Origin of the sequence: Aquiluna sp. Uisw_065, assembly GCF_047731275.1 — a bacterium.
Taxonomy (GTDB): Bacteria; Actinomycetota; Actinomycetes; order Actinomycetales; family Microbacteriaceae; genus Aquiluna.
Map to the genome: position 1 here is coordinate 567,975 of NZ_CP159836.1, position 17,955 is coordinate 585,929.

General features: G+C 50.8%; 25 protein-coding genes and 1 tRNA gene. 9 read left to right on the forward strand and 17 right to left on the reverse strand.

What is annotated here, in order from left to right; translation table 11 throughout:
* The 6 genes from ABXT50_RS02845 to ABXT50_RS02870 form a co-directional block, all read right to left on the reverse strand.
* Positions 1 to 312, reverse strand: coding sequence for a hypothetical protein (locus tag ABXT50_RS02845; RefSeq protein ID WP_415274661.1), 312 nt, complete (start codon positions 310 to 312; stop codon positions 1 to 3).
* The gene (locus ABXT50_RS02850; protein ID WP_415274662.1) at positions 312 to 1,271 is read right to left on the reverse strand and encodes a helix-turn-helix transcriptional regulator; all 960 of its coding nucleotides are present in this window, start codon (positions 1,269 to 1,271) and stop codon (positions 312 to 314) included. Before ABXT50_RS02850 ends, ABXT50_RS02845 begins: the two co-directional genes overlap by 1 nt.
* Positions 1,264 to 2,154 carry a helix-turn-helix transcriptional regulator gene (locus tag ABXT50_RS02855; RefSeq protein WP_415274663.1) on the reverse strand — a complete coding sequence of 297 codons (891 nt, stop codon included), beginning with the start codon at positions 2,152 to 2,154 and terminating at the stop codon, positions 1,264 to 1,266. Before ABXT50_RS02855 ends, ABXT50_RS02850 begins: the two co-directional genes overlap by 8 nt.
* A gap of 71 nt (positions 2,155 to 2,225) precedes the next feature.
* Entirely contained in the window at positions 2,226 to 3,200 is a 975-nt protein-coding gene (locus ABXT50_RS02860; RefSeq protein ID WP_415274664.1) for an FKBP-type peptidyl-prolyl cis-trans isomerase, read from the reverse strand.
* Positions 3,201 to 3,212: 12 nt separating this feature from the next.
* Positions 3,213 to 4,175: a tRNA (adenine-N1)-methyltransferase gene (locus ABXT50_RS02865; protein ID WP_415274665.1), complete on the reverse strand. Its 963-nt coding sequence runs from the start codon at positions 4,173 to 4,175 to the stop codon at positions 3,213 to 3,215.
* On the reverse strand, positions 4,172 to 4,849 hold the full coding sequence (locus ABXT50_RS02870) for an HAD family hydrolase (RefSeq protein ID WP_415274666.1): 678 nt from the start codon (positions 4,847 to 4,849) through the stop codon (positions 4,172 to 4,174). The genes ABXT50_RS02865 and ABXT50_RS02870 overlap by 4 nt, the downstream gene beginning before the upstream one ends.
* Before the next feature lie 35 nt (positions 4,850 to 4,884).
* Between ABXT50_RS02870 and ABXT50_RS02875 the strand changes: the two genes are divergently transcribed.
* On the forward strand, positions 4,885 to 5,760 hold the full coding sequence (locus ABXT50_RS02875; RefSeq protein ID WP_415274667.1) for a PAC2 family protein: 876 nt from the start codon (positions 4,885 to 4,887) through the stop codon (positions 5,758 to 5,760).
* Here ABXT50_RS02875 and uppP read toward each other — a convergent pair.
* Both uppP and ABXT50_RS02885 read right to left on the reverse strand, forming a co-directional pair.
* Positions 5,757 to 6,584 (reverse strand): undecaprenyl-diphosphatase UppP, encoded by an 828-nt coding sequence (gene uppP / locus ABXT50_RS02880; RefSeq protein WP_415274668.1) that lies wholly within the window; start codon positions 6,582 to 6,584, stop codon positions 5,757 to 5,759. The two genes, ABXT50_RS02875 and uppP, sit on opposite strands and share 4 nt — an antisense overlap.
* Positions 6,581 to 6,787 (reverse strand): hypothetical protein, encoded by a 207-nt coding sequence (locus tag ABXT50_RS02885; protein WP_415274669.1) that lies wholly within the window; start codon positions 6,785 to 6,787, stop codon positions 6,581 to 6,583. The genes uppP and ABXT50_RS02885 overlap by 4 nt, the downstream gene beginning before the upstream one ends.
* A gap of 106 nt (positions 6,788 to 6,893) precedes the next feature.
* On the opposite strand from ABXT50_RS02885, the gene ABXT50_RS02890 reads away from it, so the two are divergent.
* From ABXT50_RS02890 to ABXT50_RS02900, 3 genes are all read left to right on the forward strand, one after another.
* Positions 6,894 to 6,976 (forward strand) — tRNA-Leu (locus ABXT50_RS02890).
* Positions 6,977 to 7,010: 34 nt separating this feature from the next.
* Positions 7,011 to 7,838, forward strand: a complete 828-nt coding sequence (locus ABXT50_RS02895) for an NAD-dependent protein deacetylase (protein WP_415274670.1) — start codon at positions 7,011 to 7,013, stop codon at positions 7,836 to 7,838.
* A complete protein-coding gene (locus ABXT50_RS02900) occupies positions 7,835 to 8,428 on the forward strand; it encodes a histidine phosphatase family protein (protein WP_415274671.1) in 594 nt (197 codons plus the stop codon). Before ABXT50_RS02895 ends, ABXT50_RS02900 begins: the two co-directional genes overlap by 4 nt.
* Here ABXT50_RS02900 and ABXT50_RS02905 read toward each other — a convergent pair.
* Both ABXT50_RS02905 and ABXT50_RS02910 read right to left on the reverse strand, forming a co-directional pair.
* Positions 8,402 to 9,472, reverse strand: a complete 1,071-nt coding sequence (locus ABXT50_RS02905) for a glycosyltransferase family 4 protein (protein ID WP_415274672.1) — start codon at positions 9,470 to 9,472, stop codon at positions 8,402 to 8,404. The genes ABXT50_RS02900 and ABXT50_RS02905 overlap by 27 nt on opposite strands.
* On the reverse strand, positions 9,469 to 10,329 hold the full coding sequence (locus ABXT50_RS02910; protein WP_415274673.1) for an alpha/beta fold hydrolase: 861 nt from the start codon (positions 10,327 to 10,329) through the stop codon (positions 9,469 to 9,471). Before ABXT50_RS02910 ends, ABXT50_RS02905 begins: the two co-directional genes overlap by 4 nt.
* A 53-nt stretch (positions 10,330 to 10,382) precedes the next feature.
* On the opposite strand from ABXT50_RS02910, the gene ABXT50_RS02915 reads away from it, so the two are divergent.
* The gene (locus ABXT50_RS02915; RefSeq protein ID WP_415274674.1) at positions 10,383 to 11,090 is read left to right on the forward strand and encodes an exonuclease domain-containing protein; all 708 of its coding nucleotides are present in this window, start codon (positions 10,383 to 10,385) and stop codon (positions 11,088 to 11,090) included.
* Here ABXT50_RS02915 and ABXT50_RS02920 read toward each other — a convergent pair.
* Together ABXT50_RS02920 and ABXT50_RS02925 are read right to left on the reverse strand one after the other, a co-directional pair.
* Positions 11,087 to 11,335, reverse strand: a complete 249-nt coding sequence (locus ABXT50_RS02920; RefSeq protein ID WP_007541610.1) for a type B 50S ribosomal protein L31 — start codon at positions 11,333 to 11,335, stop codon at positions 11,087 to 11,089. The genes ABXT50_RS02915 and ABXT50_RS02920 overlap by 4 nt on opposite strands.
* A 72-nt stretch (positions 11,336 to 11,407) precedes the next feature.
* Positions 11,408 to 12,190 (reverse strand): ABC transporter ATP-binding protein, encoded by a 783-nt coding sequence (locus ABXT50_RS02925; protein ID WP_415274675.1) that lies wholly within the window; start codon positions 12,188 to 12,190, stop codon positions 11,408 to 11,410.
* 192 nt (positions 12,191 to 12,382) lie between these two features.
* Between ABXT50_RS02925 and serB the strand changes: the two genes are divergently transcribed.
* Positions 12,383 to 13,012: a phosphoserine phosphatase SerB gene (serB, locus tag ABXT50_RS02930; protein ID WP_415274676.1), complete on the forward strand. Its 630-nt coding sequence runs from the start codon at positions 12,383 to 12,385 to the stop codon at positions 13,010 to 13,012.
* A 6-nt stretch (positions 13,013 to 13,018) separates the two neighbouring features.
* On the opposite strand, the gene fabI is transcribed toward serB, so the two are convergent.
* On the reverse strand, positions 13,019 to 13,786 hold the full coding sequence (gene fabI, locus ABXT50_RS02935) for an enoyl-ACP reductase FabI (RefSeq protein WP_415274677.1): 768 nt from the start codon (positions 13,784 to 13,786) through the stop codon (positions 13,019 to 13,021).
* 36 nt (positions 13,787 to 13,822) lie between these two features.
* On the reverse strand, positions 13,823 to 14,533 hold the full coding sequence (fabG, locus tag ABXT50_RS02940) for a 3-oxoacyl-ACP reductase FabG (protein ID WP_415274678.1): 711 nt from the start codon (positions 14,531 to 14,533) through the stop codon (positions 13,823 to 13,825).
* 89 nt (positions 14,534 to 14,622) lie between these two features.
* Between fabG and ABXT50_RS02945 the strand changes: the two genes are divergently transcribed.
* The 3 genes from ABXT50_RS02945 (at position 14,623) to ABXT50_RS02955 (ending at position 16,486) form a co-directional block, all read left to right on the forward strand.
* Entirely contained in the window at positions 14,623 to 14,907 is a 285-nt protein-coding gene (locus ABXT50_RS02945) for a DUF3099 domain-containing protein (RefSeq protein ID WP_415274679.1), read from the forward strand.
* Positions 14,908 to 15,080: 173 nt separating this feature from the next.
* Positions 15,081 to 15,893: an SURF1 family protein gene (locus ABXT50_RS02950; protein ID WP_415274680.1), complete on the forward strand. Its 813-nt coding sequence runs from the start codon at positions 15,081 to 15,083 to the stop codon at positions 15,891 to 15,893.
* A gap of 32 nt (positions 15,894 to 15,925) precedes the next feature.
* The gene (locus tag ABXT50_RS02955; protein ID WP_415274681.1) at positions 15,926 to 16,486 is read left to right on the forward strand and encodes a biotin transporter BioY; all 561 of its coding nucleotides are present in this window, start codon (positions 15,926 to 15,928) and stop codon (positions 16,484 to 16,486) included.
* 55 nt (positions 16,487 to 16,541) lie between these two features.
* On the opposite strand, the gene ABXT50_RS02960 is transcribed toward ABXT50_RS02955, so the two are convergent.
* From ABXT50_RS02960 to ABXT50_RS02970, 3 genes are read right to left on the reverse strand one after another with little or no spacing between them, the layout of a single operon-like run.
* Complete coding sequence (locus tag ABXT50_RS02960) at positions 16,542 to 16,874, reverse strand: metal-sulfur cluster assembly factor (RefSeq protein WP_415274682.1); 333 nt, start codon at positions 16,872 to 16,874, stop codon at positions 16,542 to 16,544.
* Positions 16,871 to 17,629 carry a Fe-S cluster assembly ATPase SufC gene (gene sufC, locus ABXT50_RS02965; RefSeq protein ID WP_415274683.1) on the reverse strand — a complete coding sequence of 253 codons (759 nt, stop codon included), beginning with the start codon at positions 17,627 to 17,629 and terminating at the stop codon, positions 16,871 to 16,873. Before sufC ends, ABXT50_RS02960 begins: the two co-directional genes overlap by 4 nt.
* A 13-nt stretch (positions 17,630 to 17,642) precedes the next feature.
* Positions 17,643 to 17,954 (reverse strand): non-heme iron oxygenase ferredoxin subunit, encoded by a 312-nt coding sequence (locus tag ABXT50_RS02970; protein ID WP_415274684.1) that lies wholly within the window; start codon positions 17,952 to 17,954, stop codon positions 17,643 to 17,645.
* Position 17,955 lies beyond the last annotated feature (1 nt).

Below are 17,955 nucleotides of genomic sequence, written 5' to 3' on the forward strand. Positions count from 1 at the left end.
CTACCTCTTATCCATTTCGATGTCATTAATTCTTTGAATCAGTCTACGCCTTCTGGACTTGACTCGTTGCTCCTTGGCCTGCCCGATTCTGCGTCTTTCACCCAAGAGCGACATCAGGTCTGATCCGCTAGTTACCTGAGCCTTACTGGGTGTGGTCATGTCGAAGTTGTACAGATCCTCAATCAGCCCTTTGGCCTTTATTATTTCAGTGCTTAGCTTTTTTGCTGAGAGTAATAATCGGTATCCAAGTAACCCAAGAACATACAGACAAGCGAGGGAGACAAGGAGAAGCATCAAGCCAAATCCTGTCATTAGTCTTGGTCCTCCGGGGCCCAACTGCCCGATCGCGCGTTCATGGCAAATTGCCTAACGGCTTCGACGGCACTACTTGGTGATAACACTCTAGCTTGACCCGCGTAACGAGCGACATGTCTTCCCAGGGCCTTCAGGCTTCCAACCTGAATTTTGCCGGTTACATTACCCTCAGCGTCTCGGTGAATGTCTATGGCCGGAAAGTTCCAGAAAATCTCACTGGCCTCCTGGGAAGCAAAGATTTCAACCGTTGTTTCGTTTTCAATTTGACCGAACACTTCCAGGGGTACATCAGCCAGCTGCGAGGCCTCAGAAACTGGTTTGTCGGTGTTCTCAACTTTTGTAATGCGATCCAACCTGAAGGACCGCACTGCTTGGTTCGTATGACACCAACCCCGCAAGTAGTGTCTTCTCCCCACATAATCGACCCTAAGAGGGTCGATGTCGCGTTCGGATTTTTCTCCAAGCTGATTGACGTATGAAGCAACCAGCTGAGTCTTATCAAGAAGGGCTTGCTGAATCGCTTGCAATGTTTCCTCACGTGCCGGTGATGCCATGATGGTTATCGGAATGGCCCCAGAACCTATTTGACTGCGAATCTGAGACAGAGCAACGTTTCCAGCAAACTGCGGTAGGGCTGCTAAAAAATCAAGGCCGGCTGCCAAAGCGGTTGTTTGTCTCTTAGACAGTAGTGGAGGGCGTCTCAGCTCCGCCATGCCCGCCGAAAAGTCAACTTCTCCTTTTTCAAGGAGCTCTTCATCCACGTAAAAGTGGGTTTCGAACCGACCGATGTCCTCACTGTTAGCGATTGTCTTGACTGCTCGAACTATTGTTTTCTCGCTGTACCCAAAGTGCAAGGCAAGTTCCTTTGAGGACATCGGCCCATCCCTGAGCACTAATCCCACGATCGACAGGGAGAGATTGAATAGGTCCTCGGCATCGATTTCCTGCTTAGGCATGAGCATCCAATACTCGTTGCCAGCCAGAATCGATTCTTTGGCCTAGTGATAAAGGGGATAGCACTTGAACCTCTGGCCCGAATTCCATCAGGTCTTCGGCAAATAATGCCTCATCCATGAAATTAACTTCAACGGTTCCATTGTCTTTTGCGCCAAAATGCCACCAAGCCTCGCTGTCTTGCTCGACTTTTAGAACGGCGACGTTTTTGGTAACAAATGCAACTAGTTCGGCTTCTGCTTCATCAACCTGCGCTGCAGAGACCGATTCTCCTGGGAGCTCGGAAGATCTAACCTCAGAGACGATTCTTCTGAGTAAAAAGTTTTTTATTTCCTGGGCCTGCTTTGCGAGCAAGACCCATTGGCCTTCGATAAACCTTAGCTTCAGAGGTGTTACCTCCCGCATCGAAGTTGTTCCTACTGTTTTACGGTAGCTAAATCTCACCAGCTTGCCTTCTGCGATGGCGTCGGCAAGCGGTGTGAAGCTTTCTTGCTGTGCCAATAATCGAGGGGTGAAGGCAGATAGTTGCCTTGAAGAGTCCACAACGCCTAGTGAACGCAGTCTTATGAGCCCGGACTGCGCTGACTTGGAGAGCAATTGGTTATTCCATGCCTTGGCCGCCAATTCAAGAAGCGTCATATGCTCATTGTTGATCTCAAACCCAGCCGGCCAATCAAAGCTACCTTTTGCAATCCGGTATCTGGCGCTGTCGGTTTCTTCGAAGCTACTGGAGTCAATCACCTCCAGCTGAACTCCCATTTCCCGAAGATTGCTTTTATCTCGGTCAAACATTTTTTCTTTCGCTGAATCCGACCCCTGCTCGGCGTAAGAAACCACCGAGCGGAAAATATCATTCTTGCTAAGCCCAATTACTGGAGCCGCCATCAGGCAGCAGGTTAGAGTAAACAGCCGCTCGGCTGGGCTCTGCTTACTCGCACCTGCGGACATAGTAAAAGCTACTTTCCTAGGACGTCAATCACGAAAATCAGGGTTGAGCCCCCTGGAATACTGCCCTGTTCACTGTCGCCGTAGCCAAGCTCCGGAGGAATCACGGCAATAACTCTTGAGCCGACGGTAGCTTGATCAAGTGCCATCACGAAACCCTCTATGAGGCCGTCAGGGGTGATTGGAAAAGTAGCCGGAGACTGTCGCTCCCATGAGCTGTCAAACTGCTCCCCATCCCAGGTCCAGCCGGTGTAATGAAGCACGACGTTGTCGCCGATTTCCACTGGTTCTCCGCCGCCCTCAATTAGCACAGCACTCATGTATTCATCTGGTGCGTCACTGGAAGGGATCTGGATACCAGGCTGTCCGTCTGGGGCTGAAACCACCGTGGGCAATCCCGCTTTTGCGGGCTGAGTATCTCCATTGGCCCTTGGCAGGTAAGCCTCGATAATGTCAAAGACAAAAATAACTCCGTCGGAAGCGCCAATCCCAAGGCTTTGGATGCCAACGTTGCCGTGGGCATTCTCGGCATCTAATAGCACCGCGACGCGAGAGCCAACTTTCACGCCGGTAAGGGCGCTACAAAAATCTGGCACAAGGCCCGGGTAAAGATCCTGCGGGACATAATCCTGACTAGTGAAGTCGCTGGCTTGAAGGGTGTCTCCAGTAGACGCATTGAAGCCGGCGAAATGAAGGAGTACCTGTTGGCCACCAAGAACCTCACCGCCATCTCCTTCGATGATAACTGCGGTCTCAATTCCGGCTCCGCTCAAGGGCACCGGAAAGCTGACCTCTGGCTGAGTGCCGAGGTCTCCCAAGACAGTTATCTGATCGGCTGCGTCACCAGTTTGGAAGCTCTCGCACTGAGTATCCAATCCAACGCTCAGCTCCGCGTAGGCAAGAGGTCCGGTTGGCTCACTGGCACAGCCAGCAAGAATTAGTAATGGGATTGAAAGCACAGCTATTTTTTGCAAGTTAGTTCTCATTTCTGGGTATACCTAATTCTGCCTTGGATTCAAGTTGTTCGTGACCTTGCGAACTGTTTTTCTAAGCTTTTTCTCACTGAGCGGTCTTTGGCCCATGGCCTGGGGTAGCCAAATGTCCATGTCTTCATCGGTGTGCTCAGTCTTGTTGCCTCTTCTAGCCTTAAAACTTGGGAGGACTGTGTCTGGAGCAAGGCGTCTAGCGGACAACAAGAACCCAGTGTGTGAAATCATTCTGTGCTCGGGCCTCACGGCCAGGCCATCTAGGTGCCAAGGCCTAACCATTGACTCCCAAGCAAGTGGAGCGGTAAAGCCCCCATGAGCTCTGATTTCCTCGAAGGTCCGGCTCAACTGTGTGACGGTGGCCACGTAGATGATTACCAGTCCACCTGGCTTCATTGCTGTTGCAACTTCATCGATGCACTCCCACGGGGCAAGCATGTCAAGTACGACGCGATCGGCGCTCGCGGCTTCGCAGTGTTCGGAGAGCATTTCTTGCAAGTCGCCAATGACAACCTCCCAGTTAGGAGGTTGGGATCCCAAGAAATTTTCGACATTCCCCTTGGCAATTTCTGCGAACTCGGCTCGACGCTCAAAGGACGTTAGTTTCCCGTGTTCCCCAATGGCTCTTATCAGATAGCTAGAAAGTGCGCCGGATCCAACTCCAGCTTCGATCACATTGGCACCGGGGAAGATGTCCCCCTCAACCAGGATTTGTGCCGCATCCTTTGGGTACACAATTGCTGCACCACGCGGCATGGAAAGCACGTAATCACTGAGTAAAGGTTTGAGGGCCAAATACTGGTCACCATTGTGATTTTCAATCACCGAACCCGAAGGCTTACCGATGATGTCATCGTGCTGGATTTCACCTTTGTGAGATCCAAACCTGTTTCCGGCCGTTAGCCGAATTGTGTTCATGATGCCTTTTGGGCCAGTCAGCTGGACCCTGTCGCCGACTTCAAAGATTTCGTTCATTGGTCCTCATTGTCTATTTTCAAAGCGGATAGATTCTCGATGGTCACCTCGGTCAACGAGGCGATGATTCTCCTGTTGGGGCCGGTTGGCAGATTGATGATGTTGGTTATTCCTATCGCATGACACCCAGCAGCCTCAGCGGAGGATAGGCCTGTCGGAGAATCTTCGAAAGCCAGACAGTCCTCCGGTGCAACTCCAAGGAGTTCGGCTGCTCGCAGGTATGGCTCCGGGTGTGGTTTTCCATTTGTGACATCGTCGCCGGCCACCACTACGTCGAAGGCTTGAAAGTCAATCTGATCGGCAACCGTGAGCGCCATGGTTCGCATGGACATGGTGACAAGAGCGGTTTTAATGCCCGCCTTTTTTAGTTCAACAAGCAGTTCGAGTGCGCCTGGCCTCCAGGGTAACTTTGTCCTGAGCTGCTCAATGACTTCTTCGGTCAGTCGATCGATGACTTCCCGGGTGGTCATGTCCTCGATACCAAATTTATTTCTCAAGAGGTCCGAGGCGTGAAATAAATCGTTGCCGATCAGCTGCAATGCATCTTTTTCGGTCCAGGTGCTGCCGTATTGCTTAGCAAGGCGCGTCTCGGATAGCATCCAGTAGGGTTCGGAGTCAATTAGGGTGCCATCCATGTCCCACAAGACAGCCTTTGGAAAGTTATTACTCGACATTTGTCCCAGTCTAGTTCCAGCTTCAATTAGAGTTTGTGAGTATAAAAGGAGTTCGCTTGCTGACTGGTCGCATTCTTATTGTCGCCTTCGAGGGCTGGAACGATGCCACCGAAGCAGCCACTGGAGCGCTGAAGGCGCTGTCCGAGCAGATCTCGGGTCAAATTTTAGAAGCAGTGGACCCGGAAGATTATTATGATTTTCAGTTTTCCAGACCAATCGCCGAGTACGACGATGACGGTCAGCGGTTTCTTAACTGGCCTACGACCGAGCTTTTGCAGGCAAGCCCGGAAAAAGCAAAAGCCCAGCCCAGGCTCCAAGAGATATTTCTGTTACTAGGAACTGAGCCTTCGAGACGCTGGATCACGTTCGCTGCCGAGGTGATGGAAATGGTGCAGGACCGCGAGATTGACCACGTGATAATGCTCGGAGCTATGCTGGCCGATGTACCTCACTCGCGACCGGTTCCGTTTTTCAAAAGCTCTCAAAACAAAGCGTTTCAAGAGTTGAATAATCTAGAGCCTTCCAGTTATGAAGGGCCAGTTGGTATTCTTGCGGTCCTTGCTCAAGCCTTTGAGGCCGACAACATCCCGGTGATGTCACTCTGGGCGTCGGTCCCCCACTACGTTCACAACACCTCCAATCCGAAGGCGGCTCTGGGTTTCCTGAATCAGCTAGAGGCTCTTACTGGTATTCAGTTCGATGGCTCGTCGCTTGTGGAGGAGGCTTCCGAGTGGGAGCGATCGATAGACGAAGTCTCTGAGAGCGACGAAGAGCTCTCGTCCTACATAGAGCAGCTTGAGACGAGTAGAGACGCCATGGACAGTGAGCAGGCCTCCGGCGATTCAATAGCAAGAGAATTAGAGAAATATCTGAAGTCCAGACCCGAATCGCCTGAGGCAGGGAAGGCCTAAATAGCTCCTAAACCAAGAGCGATTAGCAAAGCCGATCCCACTCCCACCCTCCAAATTACAAATGGCATGTACGAGCCCTTGATTAGGTAGCGAAGCAGCCAGGCTATTACCGCATATCCGACCACGAAGCTCACAATTGTTGCGGCAATTGTTGCTGCCAGTAAGTCCTCGGGTAAGTCTTGGTAGCTTCCCAAAAATTGATACGCCCCGGCACCTAGGACTGCTGGTATTGCAAGTAAAAAGCTGTATCGTGCCGCAGCTTCTCTCGTAAAGCCAAGCATCAGGCCGACGGTTATCGACCCGCCTGATCTTGAAACCCCGGGAATTAGCGCCAAGGCTTGGCCAAAACCAAAGGCAAGTCCACTTCGAAGGTTCAACTCCCCCAGCTGCTTGGTTTTGGAGCCAATTCGGTCTCCAAGCCCCAGGATTAGTCCAAACACAATCAACATCACTCCAATAATCCAAAGCTGGCGCAGCTCCGTTTCAATTGCATCCTGAAAAATTAGCCCAAGAACCACAATCGGTACCGTCCCAATGATCACGAGCCAGCCAAGCCTGGAGTTTGGTTCCTGTTTTGACCAAGGCCGAAAACCATTTTTGAACCAAGAACGAAGAATTTCAATTACTGACTTAGCGAAATAACTGACCACCGCAAGCTCGGTTCCAATTTGTATGGTGGCGATGAATGCGGTCAGCTGTGGCTTGGTTAGGTCACCGAAGCCAAATACCTCTTGGGCTATTTGAACGTGGGCGCTTGATGAAATTGGAAGAAACTCGGTTAGTCCTTGGATGAAACCGAGAATTATGGCTTCTAGCGGGTTCATTCTTCTTCGGCTAGTTCAATCGGCAGGAACTCATCGAAGCTTGCCGACAGCGCCTCTTCATAGCCAAGAAAAGCATCTTCGACTTGAATGTAAGCCTGCTCAATACCCGGGTCTTCACCCTCGCGCTGGGAAAGGATGGCATCGAGGTGTCGCTCCAAAGCTCCTATGAGCTTTTGGAGTGCGACCTGCGGCTCTTGATGCATAGTAATAAGCTACCGCTTTGTGCCAGTCTCGACAAATACCTGACGCTTCTCGAATTCCGTGTTCATGGTAAGTTTGGGGCTTGCTCAACTGAATGAGCATTCACCCGTCCGGGTGGCGAAATGGTAGACGCGCTAGCTTGAGGGGCTAGTCCTCTTACGAGGGTGAGGGTTCAAGTCCCTTTCCGGACACTTGAAGTAAAAAAATCAACTTAGAATTGTGTACGTGATAAGTAGCTTGGACCCGGCGGTTGATTACGCGATAGCCCAAACTCGTCAAATGCTTTTTGGCCTGAAGGTCTTGGCAATGACCGGTGCCGGAGTTTCGACGGATAGCGGTATTCCGGATTACCGAGGCCAAGGTCGAGTGGTAAAGCATCCGTTGACTTTCGATCAGTTTTTGGCTTCGGAGGAGAATCAAGCTCGATATTGGGCCAGAAGCTACGTTGGATGGAACCGGATTGCCAGTGCTGAACCCAACTATTCTCATTTGGCGCTTGCCAAGGCCGAGCAGACCGGCCAAATTCAGCAGCTGATAACTCAAAATGTCGATGGACTCCATCAAAAGGCCGGATCGAAAAACGTAATTGAGCTCCACGGTCGTCTGGATCGAGTGGTTTGTCTTGACTGCACTGGTTCAATCTCGAGACAGGACATGGATGGATTAATTCAAGCCACCAACCCGTCAATTGAGAGAAGTGCCAACATTGAATTCACCCCAGACGGTGACGCTGAAATCGATGTCCCGGAGGACTTCAAGGTCCCAACCTGTCAAAACTGCAACGGACGCTACAAGCCAGACGTGGTGTTTTTCGGAGAGCAAATTCCGCCGCTAAGAGTAACTGAAGCTAAAACGGCTGTTGAGCGTGCCGATGCCGTTCTAATCGCGGGCAGCTCTCTAACAGTGAATTCTGGGCTAAGACTGGTGAAGCAGGCAAAGGAACTTGGACAGAAGATTGTGATCATCAACCGAGGCGAGACCAAAGCGGACAACATCGCAGACGTGAAGCTAAATGCATCGGCAGCCGATGTCTTGAGGGCATTGTTTTTATGAGTGGCACAGTATTAGGCCTTTTTCGTCACGGCCAAACCGACTGGAACGTTGATCTGAGGCTTCAGGGCACTGCGGAGATACCCCTCAATAGCCACGGCGTGGAGCAGGTAAAAAACGCCACTAAGAATCTAGATCTACTTAGCTGGGACGTTGTGCTTACCTCTCCCCTTGGACGCGCAAAGGAAACAGCCGACATCATCCTGGCGGAAATGACTGGAACTGAGCTGTTGGTTGAACCGATGCTAATAGAGCGCTCCTTCGGTATCGGCGAGGGAATGCTCTATTCCGAATGGCACGAAAAATATGGCCAGCTAGAGGAAATACCAGGGGCAGAGTCAAATAATTCAATCATTCTAAGATCAAGGCAGCTACTGGAATTAATGCTTGAAAAATACTCGGGAGCGAAAATTTTAGCGATTTCTCACGGAGCACTGATTCGTTATTTGCTAAATGAAGTTAGTGAAGGATCTGTCCCACCGGCCGGTGAAAGGCTTCAGAACGCCTCGCTGCACATGTTGCGGCATGATTTGAGCTGGGAATTGGATGCCTGGGCGCCGGATCCGCTAGGCGATTTCACGCAAGCTAGCTAAGAGCTCCTGGGTGCTGTGCTTCCAGGAAAACTTCGCGGATTGCTGCAGAGCTTTTTTTGAGTAGCTGGACCAAGTCTTTTCTTCAGAAAGCTTGATCACTCCGGCAACAAACTCCTCCGGCTTAGAGTTATCGAAAAACACCCCTGCGTTTCCTGCCACCTCTTGAAAAATCGGAATTTCGCTAACTATGACGGGTAGTCCCTGGGACATTGCCTCCACAAGTGGGATGCCAAATCCTTCATCTTTCGAAGCACTCACTAATCCGAATGCTTTTCCTAACCAAACTAAATACTCAGCGTCGGTGACGCCGTTTTCAAACTGAACCGTCGCGCCGACTGAATTGGCGAGTTTGGTTAACTTTCTGCGTTTTTTGTCGCTCAGCCTGGAAAGTAGAACCAATGTTTTTTCAGGAAGCAGAGCCATCGATTTGATCAAAAATTCGACGTTTTTATAGCGATTGTAGCTGCCCATGTAAATCAAGTATTTAGAGTCGTGTCTGGGCTTTATTGGCTTTGAGATTTCTAGCTCAGACGCATTGTGGACAACCTCCAAAGGTCTCTTGGTCAGCCTGGCCTCCAAAATTTGCTGCTTGGAGGTCTCTGACACTGTCAGAACCAGATCGGCACGGTCAAGAAGGAACCGCTGTGGAAAGTAAGACAGGTGAAATACTAGCCACCCCAGCCGAACGGGCGCGGAGAACGCCCTTGGAGGCGTGCGGTGACGGTAATAGATAAGGTCATGAAGAGTCAGAACGAGCTTGAAGTTTCGTCCCAACGACGAAGTCGTTTGCATGGGGCTAATTAGCACGCCAATACTGGTCTGATTCAGCTTTCTGGCAAGAGTGAGCTCCCGAAGTGAAATTGGATCGTTTACTTTGACAACTGAAACATTTTCTGGCATCAGACCCCGTTGTGCTTCCAAATGAATCAGAACAGTCACCGGCATAAGTCGGCTGAGCTCGCCAACCAAACCAAGGCTGAAGCTGGTTATCCCATCGGGTCTCGTGGGGTTTATAAACCTGCCATCAAACCAAACATCTTTCATTCGGTTTCCAGAAACTTGGTTATTGCAATCGCGATGTCAACCGGCTTTTCGTAATGGGAAAGGTGCCCAACCTTTTCAAGGACCAGCAGATTAGAGTTTGCCAGCACTTCGTTTAGGCGCCTTTGCTCTGCGATGGGAGCCACGGCATCTTTTGCGCCGGCTATCAACAATATTGGACCGGTAAGTTTTTCTGCATAATCAAAAACTGATCCAGAGTTAGCGGCCTGAAAGCCCTCGATGGCAACCCTCGTGGAAGCGTACGTAGCAAAGTATCTGCCGTGCTGGTCGTGTATGAAACGTCTAGTCCCTCGATTTTTGGTTTTAGTAAGACCAATGGACATTGCTCTGGTTACCAAGCCGGATGACATTAGCCAAGAGCCAAAGATTTTATTCTTGCCAATTCGGTAATAGATTTCCGCAAACCTATTGCCGAGTGATTTAGACGTGCTACCCCGAGTGGTAATCGGGTTTATTAGGCAGACCTTGTTGGTGGAAAGCCCATTCGAAATAGCATTCGCCACGATGAGTGTTCCAAAGCTGTGTCCAACCACAAGATCGTAGGGGCCTGTTGAGTTGTGGAAATTAATCAGCCAGTCTGAGTATGACGAAAGGCTGTGGTGTTCAAGCTCAGCACTCTTGCCAAAGCCCGGGAGATCTGGGCTCACTACCCTTAGATTGACTAGGGCGCCCGCTACAGCCTGTAATCCATGATGGTCGCCCCTAAACCCATGTATGAAAAGTACCCTTTTTTCATTTCCTGACAAGGTCCAGACCGCGGTATCGGAAACATCAGCCCTAGTAGAACGGGTTTCAGCGAACGCGAAGAGTTCGGCTGGTGGATTGGTCAACACTGTCACTCATGCAGTCTAGGTTGGTTGCAAGCCGACTATCGTTTCAGACAGGAGATACTTTGCTAGATTTCGATTTTGAACCCGAGGCACCCGGCTGGTCCAAGCGGGTTGCTGCCTTCGACCTCGAGACCACAGGGCTTGATTTAAAAACTGCCCGCATCGTTACCGCGTGCGTAGTTGTGCTGGGCCCCACTGGAGAGGTAGAGGATCTTCGTGAGTGGATTGTGAACCCAGGCATTGAAATACCTCAGGCCGCGTCGGATGTTCACGGAGTAACGACTGAAGCCGCTGTTCGAGATGGAATGGACCCGCTATCGGCAATTGCGGAAATTAGCCAGGAACTAAAAAAACTAAATGCGACCATGCCATTGGTTGCATTCAATGCCCCGTACGACTTTACAATTTTGGCCAACGAAGCGATTCGATATCAGCTAGAGCCGCTAGAGCCGCAATCTGTAATCGATCCCCTGGTGCTTGATCGCAAAGTGGATAAGTTCCGAAAAGGCAAGCGCAATCTAGTTGTCATGTCTGAGCATTATGGGGTTGAGCTTACGGATGCCCACAATTCGACTGCTGATGCAGTGGCGGCGGGAAAACTAGCTCAGCAGATTGCCAAGCGATTTGCCGAACTGGATATTCCAATCGAAAACCTCCACGACGCTCAAGCTAAGTGGAGTGATGAGCAATCAGAAAGTTTTGCTAAGTTCATGAGACAGCAAAACCGCCCGGATTTCCAGGCGGAATTGGGTTGGCCAGTAAGGCTTTAGCTGAAGTTTTTGTAGCGATCGTTGAATCGCTCTACGCGGCCAGCGGCATCCATGATGCGCTGTTTTCCAGTGTAGAACGGGTGGCTCTCGGAGCTGATTTCAACGTCGTGGACAGGGTAGGTTTTGCCATCTTCCCACTCGATTGTCTTATCGCTAGTGATGGTCGCGCGAGTCAGGAACGAAACTCCAGATGCTAGGTCGCGGAATACGATCGGCTCGTAGCTTGGGTGAATTTCTGCCTGCATGATGTCCTTCTAATAAATTCTGAGCTGCATTTAGCAACAGCCCAAGAGTTTAGCAAGTATTTTCCAACCCGTCTACGACGAAACCGCTGAAAACCTCTGATTTTGGTAGTTCAGGGTCAATGGGTGATTGAAAGCCTCGGAAATACTTGCTGAAGTTAGCGTCATTCCAATCTCACCTCGCGCCATAACTTTGCCGTCCTGCAAAAGTAGCGCATGGGTAAAGCCCGGTGGAATTTCCTCTAGGTGATGGGTCACCATAACCATCGCTGGGGCTTCTGTCGCCTGAGCATATCCGGAAAGTAGTTGCAAAGTTAGCTCCCTGGCTGCAAGATCTAGGCTGGCGACTGGTTCGTCCAGCAGGAGTAACTCTGGATCAGTCATTACAGAGCGAGCAATCTGGACCCGCTTGCGCTCACCATCGCTCAGCGTGCCAAAGGCTCTATCTTCCAAGCTTGAAAGCTTCCACTCCCCCAAAACTCTTCTGGCTCTGCGTTCATCGATTGCATCGTATTCTTCGTTCCACCTACCGGTGATGCCATAGCTGGCTGTCATGACGGCATTCAGTACCGTCTCGGAATTTGGTATTTGAGCGGTTAGAGCGCTAGAAGCGAACCCAATTCTTGTCCTAAGTTCAAAAACATTTACCTCACCTAGGCGCTGGCCTAGAAGTGTTGCCGATCCGCTAGAAGGCTGTATTTGAGCCGCCGCCAGCTTTAGAAGAGTTGTCTTACCAGCTCCGTTGGCCCCAAGAACAACCCAACGCTCCGTCGGGCCTACTGAAAACGTGAGGGAGTCAATGATGGACTTACCACCGCGCACCACGCTGACATTTTGAAGATTAATTACCTCGGACACGCCCCTAGCCTAGCCGCCAATGCTCCGTTGCCTTCTGTCTTTGAAGCGAGTCGCGCTGGATCCGGGCAGCGGCCTGAAATGTACGCGCCTGTTGGTGAAAGAGGAGCCTGGAAGCCGCGAAGATAACGGAACCAACTAGCATTTGGTAATAATCAGAAAAAAGCTTTGTTCAAAGCTTGCCAGGGAGAGAAAATGAGTTTTCTAGTTGTGTTCGACGTTGACTCAACACTTATCGATCAAGAAGCAATCGAGCTTCTGGCAACACACTCCGGCACTCGACAGCAGGTGGCCCTGATCACCGAGCGCGCCATGAAAGGCGAAATAGATTTCAGTGCCTCATTGGTCGAGCGGGTGTCTCTGTTAGCAGGCCTAGATGAAAGCGTTCTAAACAAAGTTGCCGACGAGCTCTCGCCAACCAGGGGTGCGGCGGAACTTATTGAGGCAATCCATGCAATCGGCGGTTACGCTGCAGCGGTCTCGGGCGGCTTCATTCAGTTGTTAGAACCACTAAAAAAGACGCTGAACCTTGATTTTGCCAAGGCAAATACTTTGGAGGTCGTCGACGGCAAACTATCCGGCAAGGTAATCGGCGAGCTCGTTGATTCCGCCGTAAAAGCAGCGACATTATTGGCTCTTGCTAAAAAACTAGAGATTGATGTAGCCCAAACCATCGCTATTGGCGACGGGGCGAATGATCTAAAGATGATGAAGCAGGCGGGTCTGTCTATAGCCTTTTGTGCTCAGCCAATAGTTCGAGAGAGCGCTGACATCGTTATAGACACGCGAGATTTGTCGCAAGTGATCGCGCTGCTACCCAGCTAACTTTTATCAGGCTCCGGTTGAGTGGAGTCCACCGTCGACGTGAATCATTTCACCGGTTGTAGCCGGGAACCAGTCACTTAGAAGAGCCACTAAGCCTTTGGCAGCAGCCTCGGTGTCGGTCAGGTCCCAACCAAGAGGAGCACGGTCCGCCCATACTTCTTCCATCGTTGCAAACCCAGGGATACCCTTGGCTGCAGTAGTTCTAAGCGGCCCGGCGGAAATGAGATTTACCCGAATTCCCTTTGGTCCTAGGTACTTGGCCAAATAGCGGGAAGTGGATTCAAAGGCTGCCTTAGCAACTCCCATCCAGTCATATACAGGCCACGAAACGGTAGCGTCAAAGGTAAGACCGACCACGGAGCTCGGGTTATTGAGCACAGGCAAGCATGCGGTGGTGATCGACTTGAGGGAGTAAGCCGAAACCTCTACTGCTGTCGATACGTCTGCCCATTCTGTCTCTAGAAAGTTGCCGCCGAGGGCAGTTTGAGGCGCGAAAGCGATGGCATGAACAATGCCGTCAATCATCCCAATCTCAGCCTTGATTTTTTCGGCTAGGCCGTCAAGGTGCTCCTTGTTTGTGGCGTCTAATTCAATTACCTTCACTGGCTTGGGAAGACGCTCAGAAATCTTCGTTGTGATTGGAAGCATCCTGCCGAATGAGCTCAATATCACCTCGGCACCCTGTTCTTGGGCTAAACGGGCTGCCGTGTAAGCAATTGACGCTTCGGTCAATACGCCCGTAATCAGTATTTTTTTGCCCTCTAATATTCCCAAAACTGCTCCTTTAATTTTCTAAACACACGGTACTACCTAGTGACCCATTCCGAGTCCGCCGTCAACTGGAATAACCGCTCCAGAAATATATGACGCTTCGTCAGAAGCAATCCATCGGACAACTTTTGCCACTTCCTCTGGGGAGGCGAATCGGCCTGCTGGAATTCGCGATCGATAGGTCGCTGAAAGTTCTTCACTAAGGCTGGCTGTCATGTCAGTATCAATGAACCCTGGCGCCACAACGTTGGCGGTGATGTTCTTTGCGCCGATTTCTCGTGTGATAGAGCGCGCAATTCCAACCAGTGCGCTTTTGGTGGCTGAGTAGTTGACCTGCCCTGCACTACCTAGCAACCCCACCACGCTGCCAATCAGGATCACCCTGCCAAACTTCTGGCGCAGCATCGATTTGGTCACTCTCTTCACCACGCGAAAAACGCCATTTAGATTCGTGTCAACAACACTCTCGAATTCCTCGTCGCTCATCCGCATCAAAAGAGTGTCTTTTGTGATGCCCGCGTTTGCCACCAAAACCTCAATTGGCCCAAGCTCCGCCTCAACTTCAGCTATCGCCAAATCAAGCGATGCTGAATCTGTAACATCGGCCTTCACCGTCATCGAACCCTCTGGTCCTTGACCGGATCTGGCCGTTACTGCTACCCGATATCCGCTGGCGACAAACTCTTTTGCGATGGCGAATCCGATGCCGCGATTGCCGCCGGTAACCAAAACAGTTCGCACAGTTTCCATTTTCTTTCTCCTAGCGGGAATACCATTGAGCAATGAGCGTTATGAATATCACAGTCTAGTAATTACCTATCCTGAAAGAATGGCATCACTTGAGCAAGCGCCAGAGCGCCACCTCCATAAACCTCAGCCCCGAGGACGAGCGTCGCTCGCGCATGATCAAATACTCGGTGGCTATGTCCATCAGGATGGTTTGCATTGTTCTAGGCGTGTTCACACAGGGTATTTTCATGTGGATTTTCTTCGGCTTGGCTATTTTTCTGCCCTACTTTGCGGTGGTGCTAGCCAACCAACAGGGCGCACCAAAAGAGACAACCAGCAAGGCAATTGCTCCGAAAATGACTATCAAGTCGGACCAATTCAAGTTTGATGACTAACGCTAAATGCTCTCGCGCCGGTTGCGCTCTTGAAGCAAGCTGGTTGATTAGCTGGCGAAATCCTAAAGTCCACTCCCCTGACAGAGTGAAGACCTGGTCCGCCTGCGATGAGCACCGGTCATATCTGGTTGAATATCTATCAGCGAGAGATTTTTACCTGAAGGATGAAAAATTTGACCCAAAGCACTCTTAGACGCTGGGGCCCATGGTTGGCCTTAGTTGTGCTTTTCTCCATAGCGACTTCACTTTTGAGCTGGTGGCAATTTTCTAGGCGGGAAGAACGAGTTCAGAAGATAAACACCGTGATTGAGAATTATGACAAATTCGCTGTTCCATTCGCGGACTTGGATTGGGAGTTCTTCGAAAATGGAGAACCAATTAACGAATGGCGCCCCGTAACGGTTTCTGGAACATATCTGACTGAAGAGGCCGTCCTTGTCCGGAACCGGCCTCTCAGTGGACAAGGTGGCTTCCTGCAGCTGGTTCCACTGCTTTTAGATGACGGTCAGATTTTGATTGTCGACCGTGGTTGGCTTGCGACGGGCGTTCGAGTAACTGAGGCATCTTCTAACCCTTTGCCGAATCCAGTTGCTCACACTCTCACTGTTCGTCTTAGGGCCGCTGAGCCCGATCTAAATCGAGCCCCCGTTCCAGGGCAGCTTGCATCTGTGAACCCCGCCTTGCTGTTCGATCAGTTGAGTGAATACGGGACTGTGGTGTCTGATCGATACGGTCGATTAGCCACAGAGTCCCCCTCCTATGAAAATGCGCCGTTCCCGATGCCGATGCCTTCTTTGAATGAGGGAAACCATCTTTCCTACGCTTTTCAATGGATCATCTTCGGAATTATGGCCTTTATCGCCTTTGGATGGGCCTACAGAAATGAACGACGCATTGCTCGCGAGGCGGCCGGACAGATAGCTCCAAGAAAGCCAAAGGAAAATCAGGCCCTCGAAGACGCTGAGTTTGAAGACGCCAACCAATAGAATGTCCGGAACAGGCTAGAAAGGCTTAGAAGATGAGCATTGCACAGGCAACCATTGTGGACCGTTTCGTTCCAAGGACAGTAGTAAGTAACATTTCTCTGGTTTTCGGTGGTGCGCTGATTACTGCACTTGCGGCGCAGGTTCAGATACCAATGTGGCCAGTGCCACTCACCCTTCAAACCTTCGCAGTTCTCCTAGTAGGAGCAACGCTCGGTGCGGGACGCGGTGCCGCGTCACTGTCTGTGTACCTGGCCATGGGCGCCGCCGGCTTGCCAGTATTCGCCTCAGCTAAGACGCTGACGGGTGCTTTGCCAACCGTGGGTTACATAGTCGGCTTTGTGGCGGCTGCAGCCCTAGTCGGCTTCTTGGCTTCAAAGGGTTTTTCTAAAACCCCACTGAAGGTGGCCTTCAGCTTTGCCGCCGGATCGGTGATAATTTACGGTTTTGGAGTCGCAGGCCTGATGATTACTCTAGGCCTCAGCATCTCACAGGCAATTGCCACGGGAGTTATACCGTTTCTTATAGGGGATGTCGCCAAGGCAATCGCGGCGGCTGCAATGCTGCCACTCGCTTGGAAAATTGTTAATAAGTAACAAATCATTTGAAAAAAATAGGACCCTTTTGGGTCCTATTTTTTTTTCAATCTTGTTAGATAGAGAAGCCGATAGCTCGCATCATTTCTTTTCCATCATCCGTAATTTGCTCCGGACCCCATGGTGGCATCCAGATCCAATTGATTCTGAATGCGTCAACGACTCCATCCAATGAAGCTGCCGTCTGCTCTTCAATAACGTCCTGAAGTGGGCAGCCAGCGGATGTGAGTGTCATGTTAATTAGTAGTGCGCCATCATCGGACTCTTGGAGCCCGTAGACCAATCCGAGGTCAATAATGTTCACACCAATTTCGGGGTCAATGATGTCTTTCATTGCCTCGATAACCCGGTCGTATTTAGCGGGCTCTAGTTCCTTCGGCTCGCTCATGCTTCGGTCTTCAAGTAGCGATCGTAGCCCTCGGCCTCTAGTCGTTCAGCGAGCTCTGGGCCGCCCTGTTCTGCGACTTTTCCAGCCACGAAAACGTGTACAAAATCTGGTTCGATGTAGCGCAAGATTCTTGTGTAGTGGGTGATTAGAAGAACTCCGAGTCCAGTCTCCTCTTTGGCTCTGTTGACGCCTTCGGAAACCACCTTCAGTGCATCCACGTCGAGGCCAGAGTCGGTCTCGTCGAGAATCGCAATTTTTGGCTTCAAAAGCTCTAGCTGAAGAATCTCATGGCGCTTCTTTTCTCCACCTGAGAACCCTTCGTTCACATTTCTTTCAGTGAAGTCAGGATCCATTCGGAGGTTTTTCATCGCGTGTTTCAAATCACCGATCCACTCGCGAAGCTTTGGAGCTTCTCCATCAAGTGCGGTTTTGGCGGTTCGTAGGAAATTCGATACCGAAACGCCAGGCACTTCGACTGGGTATTGCATCGCAAGAAATAGACCAGCCTTAGCTCGCTCGTCCACGGCCATTTCAAGAACGTTCTGGCCATCCAGAAGGATCTCACCCTCGGTAATTTCATACTTGGGGTGTCCGGCGATGGAGTAGGCGAGTGTGGACTTGCCTGAGCCGTTTGGTCCCATGATCGCGTGAGTTTCGCCGGACTTGACCACAAGGTCTACTCCTCGGAGGATCTGCTTTTTGCCCTGGTCTGTATCAACCGAGACATGTAGGTTTTTGATTTCTAGAGTTGCCATTATTTGATCTCCTTTACGCTTCGTACTCGATAAAAACTTCGTCATTTTCCACCAGTACCTCGTAGGTACTCACTGCCTCATAAGCGGGAAGACTCAATGGGACTCCAGTGTTTAGGTCGAATTTAGCTCCGTGAGCCCAGCACTCCAGGGTTTCGTCCTCAACAAAGCCTTCGCTTAGCGAAATCTCACCGTGGGAGCACTTATCGTCGATCGCTCTGAAGTTACCGTCATTTAGCCTGACAAGCGCGATTGGGTGTCCCTCAATGGTCACTCTGAGTGCATTTCCCGGCTTGATGTCCTCAGCCGCGCAAACTCTTACTGCCAAT

Coding starts and splice junctions, on each gene's coding strand:
- ABXT50_RS02870 (WP_415274666.1), bottom strand. CDS start 4,849: ATGTCGAGTAATAACTTTCCAAAGGCTGTCTTGTGGGACATGGATGGC.
- ABXT50_RS02960 (WP_415274682.1), bottom strand. CDS start 16,874: ATGAGCGAGCCGAAGGAACTAGAGCCCGCTAAATACGACCGGGTTATC.
- ABXT50_RS02885 (WP_415274669.1), bottom strand. CDS start 6,787: ATGCATCAAGAGCCGCAGGTCGCACTCCAAAAGCTCATAGGAGCTTTG.
- ABXT50_RS02865 (WP_415274665.1), bottom strand. CDS start 4,175: ATGAACGAAATCTTTGAAGTCGGCGACAGGGTCCAGCTGACTGGCCCA.
- ABXT50_RS02845 (WP_415274661.1), bottom strand. CDS start 312: ATGACAGGATTTGGCTTGATGCTTCTCCTTGTCTCCCTCGCTTGTCTG.
- ABXT50_RS02920 (WP_007541610.1), bottom strand. CDS start 11,335: ATGCAGGCAGAAATTCACCCAAGCTACGAGCCGATCGTATTCCGCGAC.
- sufC (WP_415274683.1), bottom strand. CDS start 17,629: ATGGCAACTCTAGAAATCAAAAACCTACATGTCTCGGTTGATACAGAC.
- ABXT50_RS02905 (WP_415274672.1), bottom strand. CDS start 9,472: ATGAAAGATGTTTGGTTTGATGGCAGGTTTATAAACCCCACGAGACCC.
- uppP (WP_415274668.1), bottom strand. CDS start 6,584: ATGAACCCGCTAGAAGCCATAATTCTCGGTTTCATCCAAGGACTAACC.
- ABXT50_RS02855 (WP_415274663.1), bottom strand. CDS start 2,154: ATGGCGGCTCCAGTAATTGGGCTTAGCAAGAATGATATTTTCCGCTCG.
- ABXT50_RS02900 (WP_415274671.1), top strand. CDS start 7,835: ATGAGTGGCACAGTATTAGGCCTTTTTCGTCACGGCCAAACCGACTGG.
- serB (WP_415274676.1), top strand. CDS start 12,383: ATGAGTTTTCTAGTTGTGTTCGACGTTGACTCAACACTTATCGATCAA.
- ABXT50_RS02850 (WP_415274662.1), bottom strand. CDS start 1,271: ATGCCTAAGCAGGAAATCGATGCCGAGGACCTATTCAATCTCTCCCTG.
- ABXT50_RS02860 (WP_415274664.1), bottom strand. CDS start 3,200: ATGAGAACTAACTTGCAAAAAATAGCTGTGCTTTCAATCCCATTACTA.
- fabG (WP_415274678.1), bottom strand. CDS start 14,533: ATGGAAACTGTGCGAACTGTTTTGGTTACCGGCGGCAATCGCGGCATC.
- ABXT50_RS02955 (WP_415274681.1), top strand. CDS start 15,926: ATGAGCATTGCACAGGCAACCATTGTGGACCGTTTCGTTCCAAGGACA.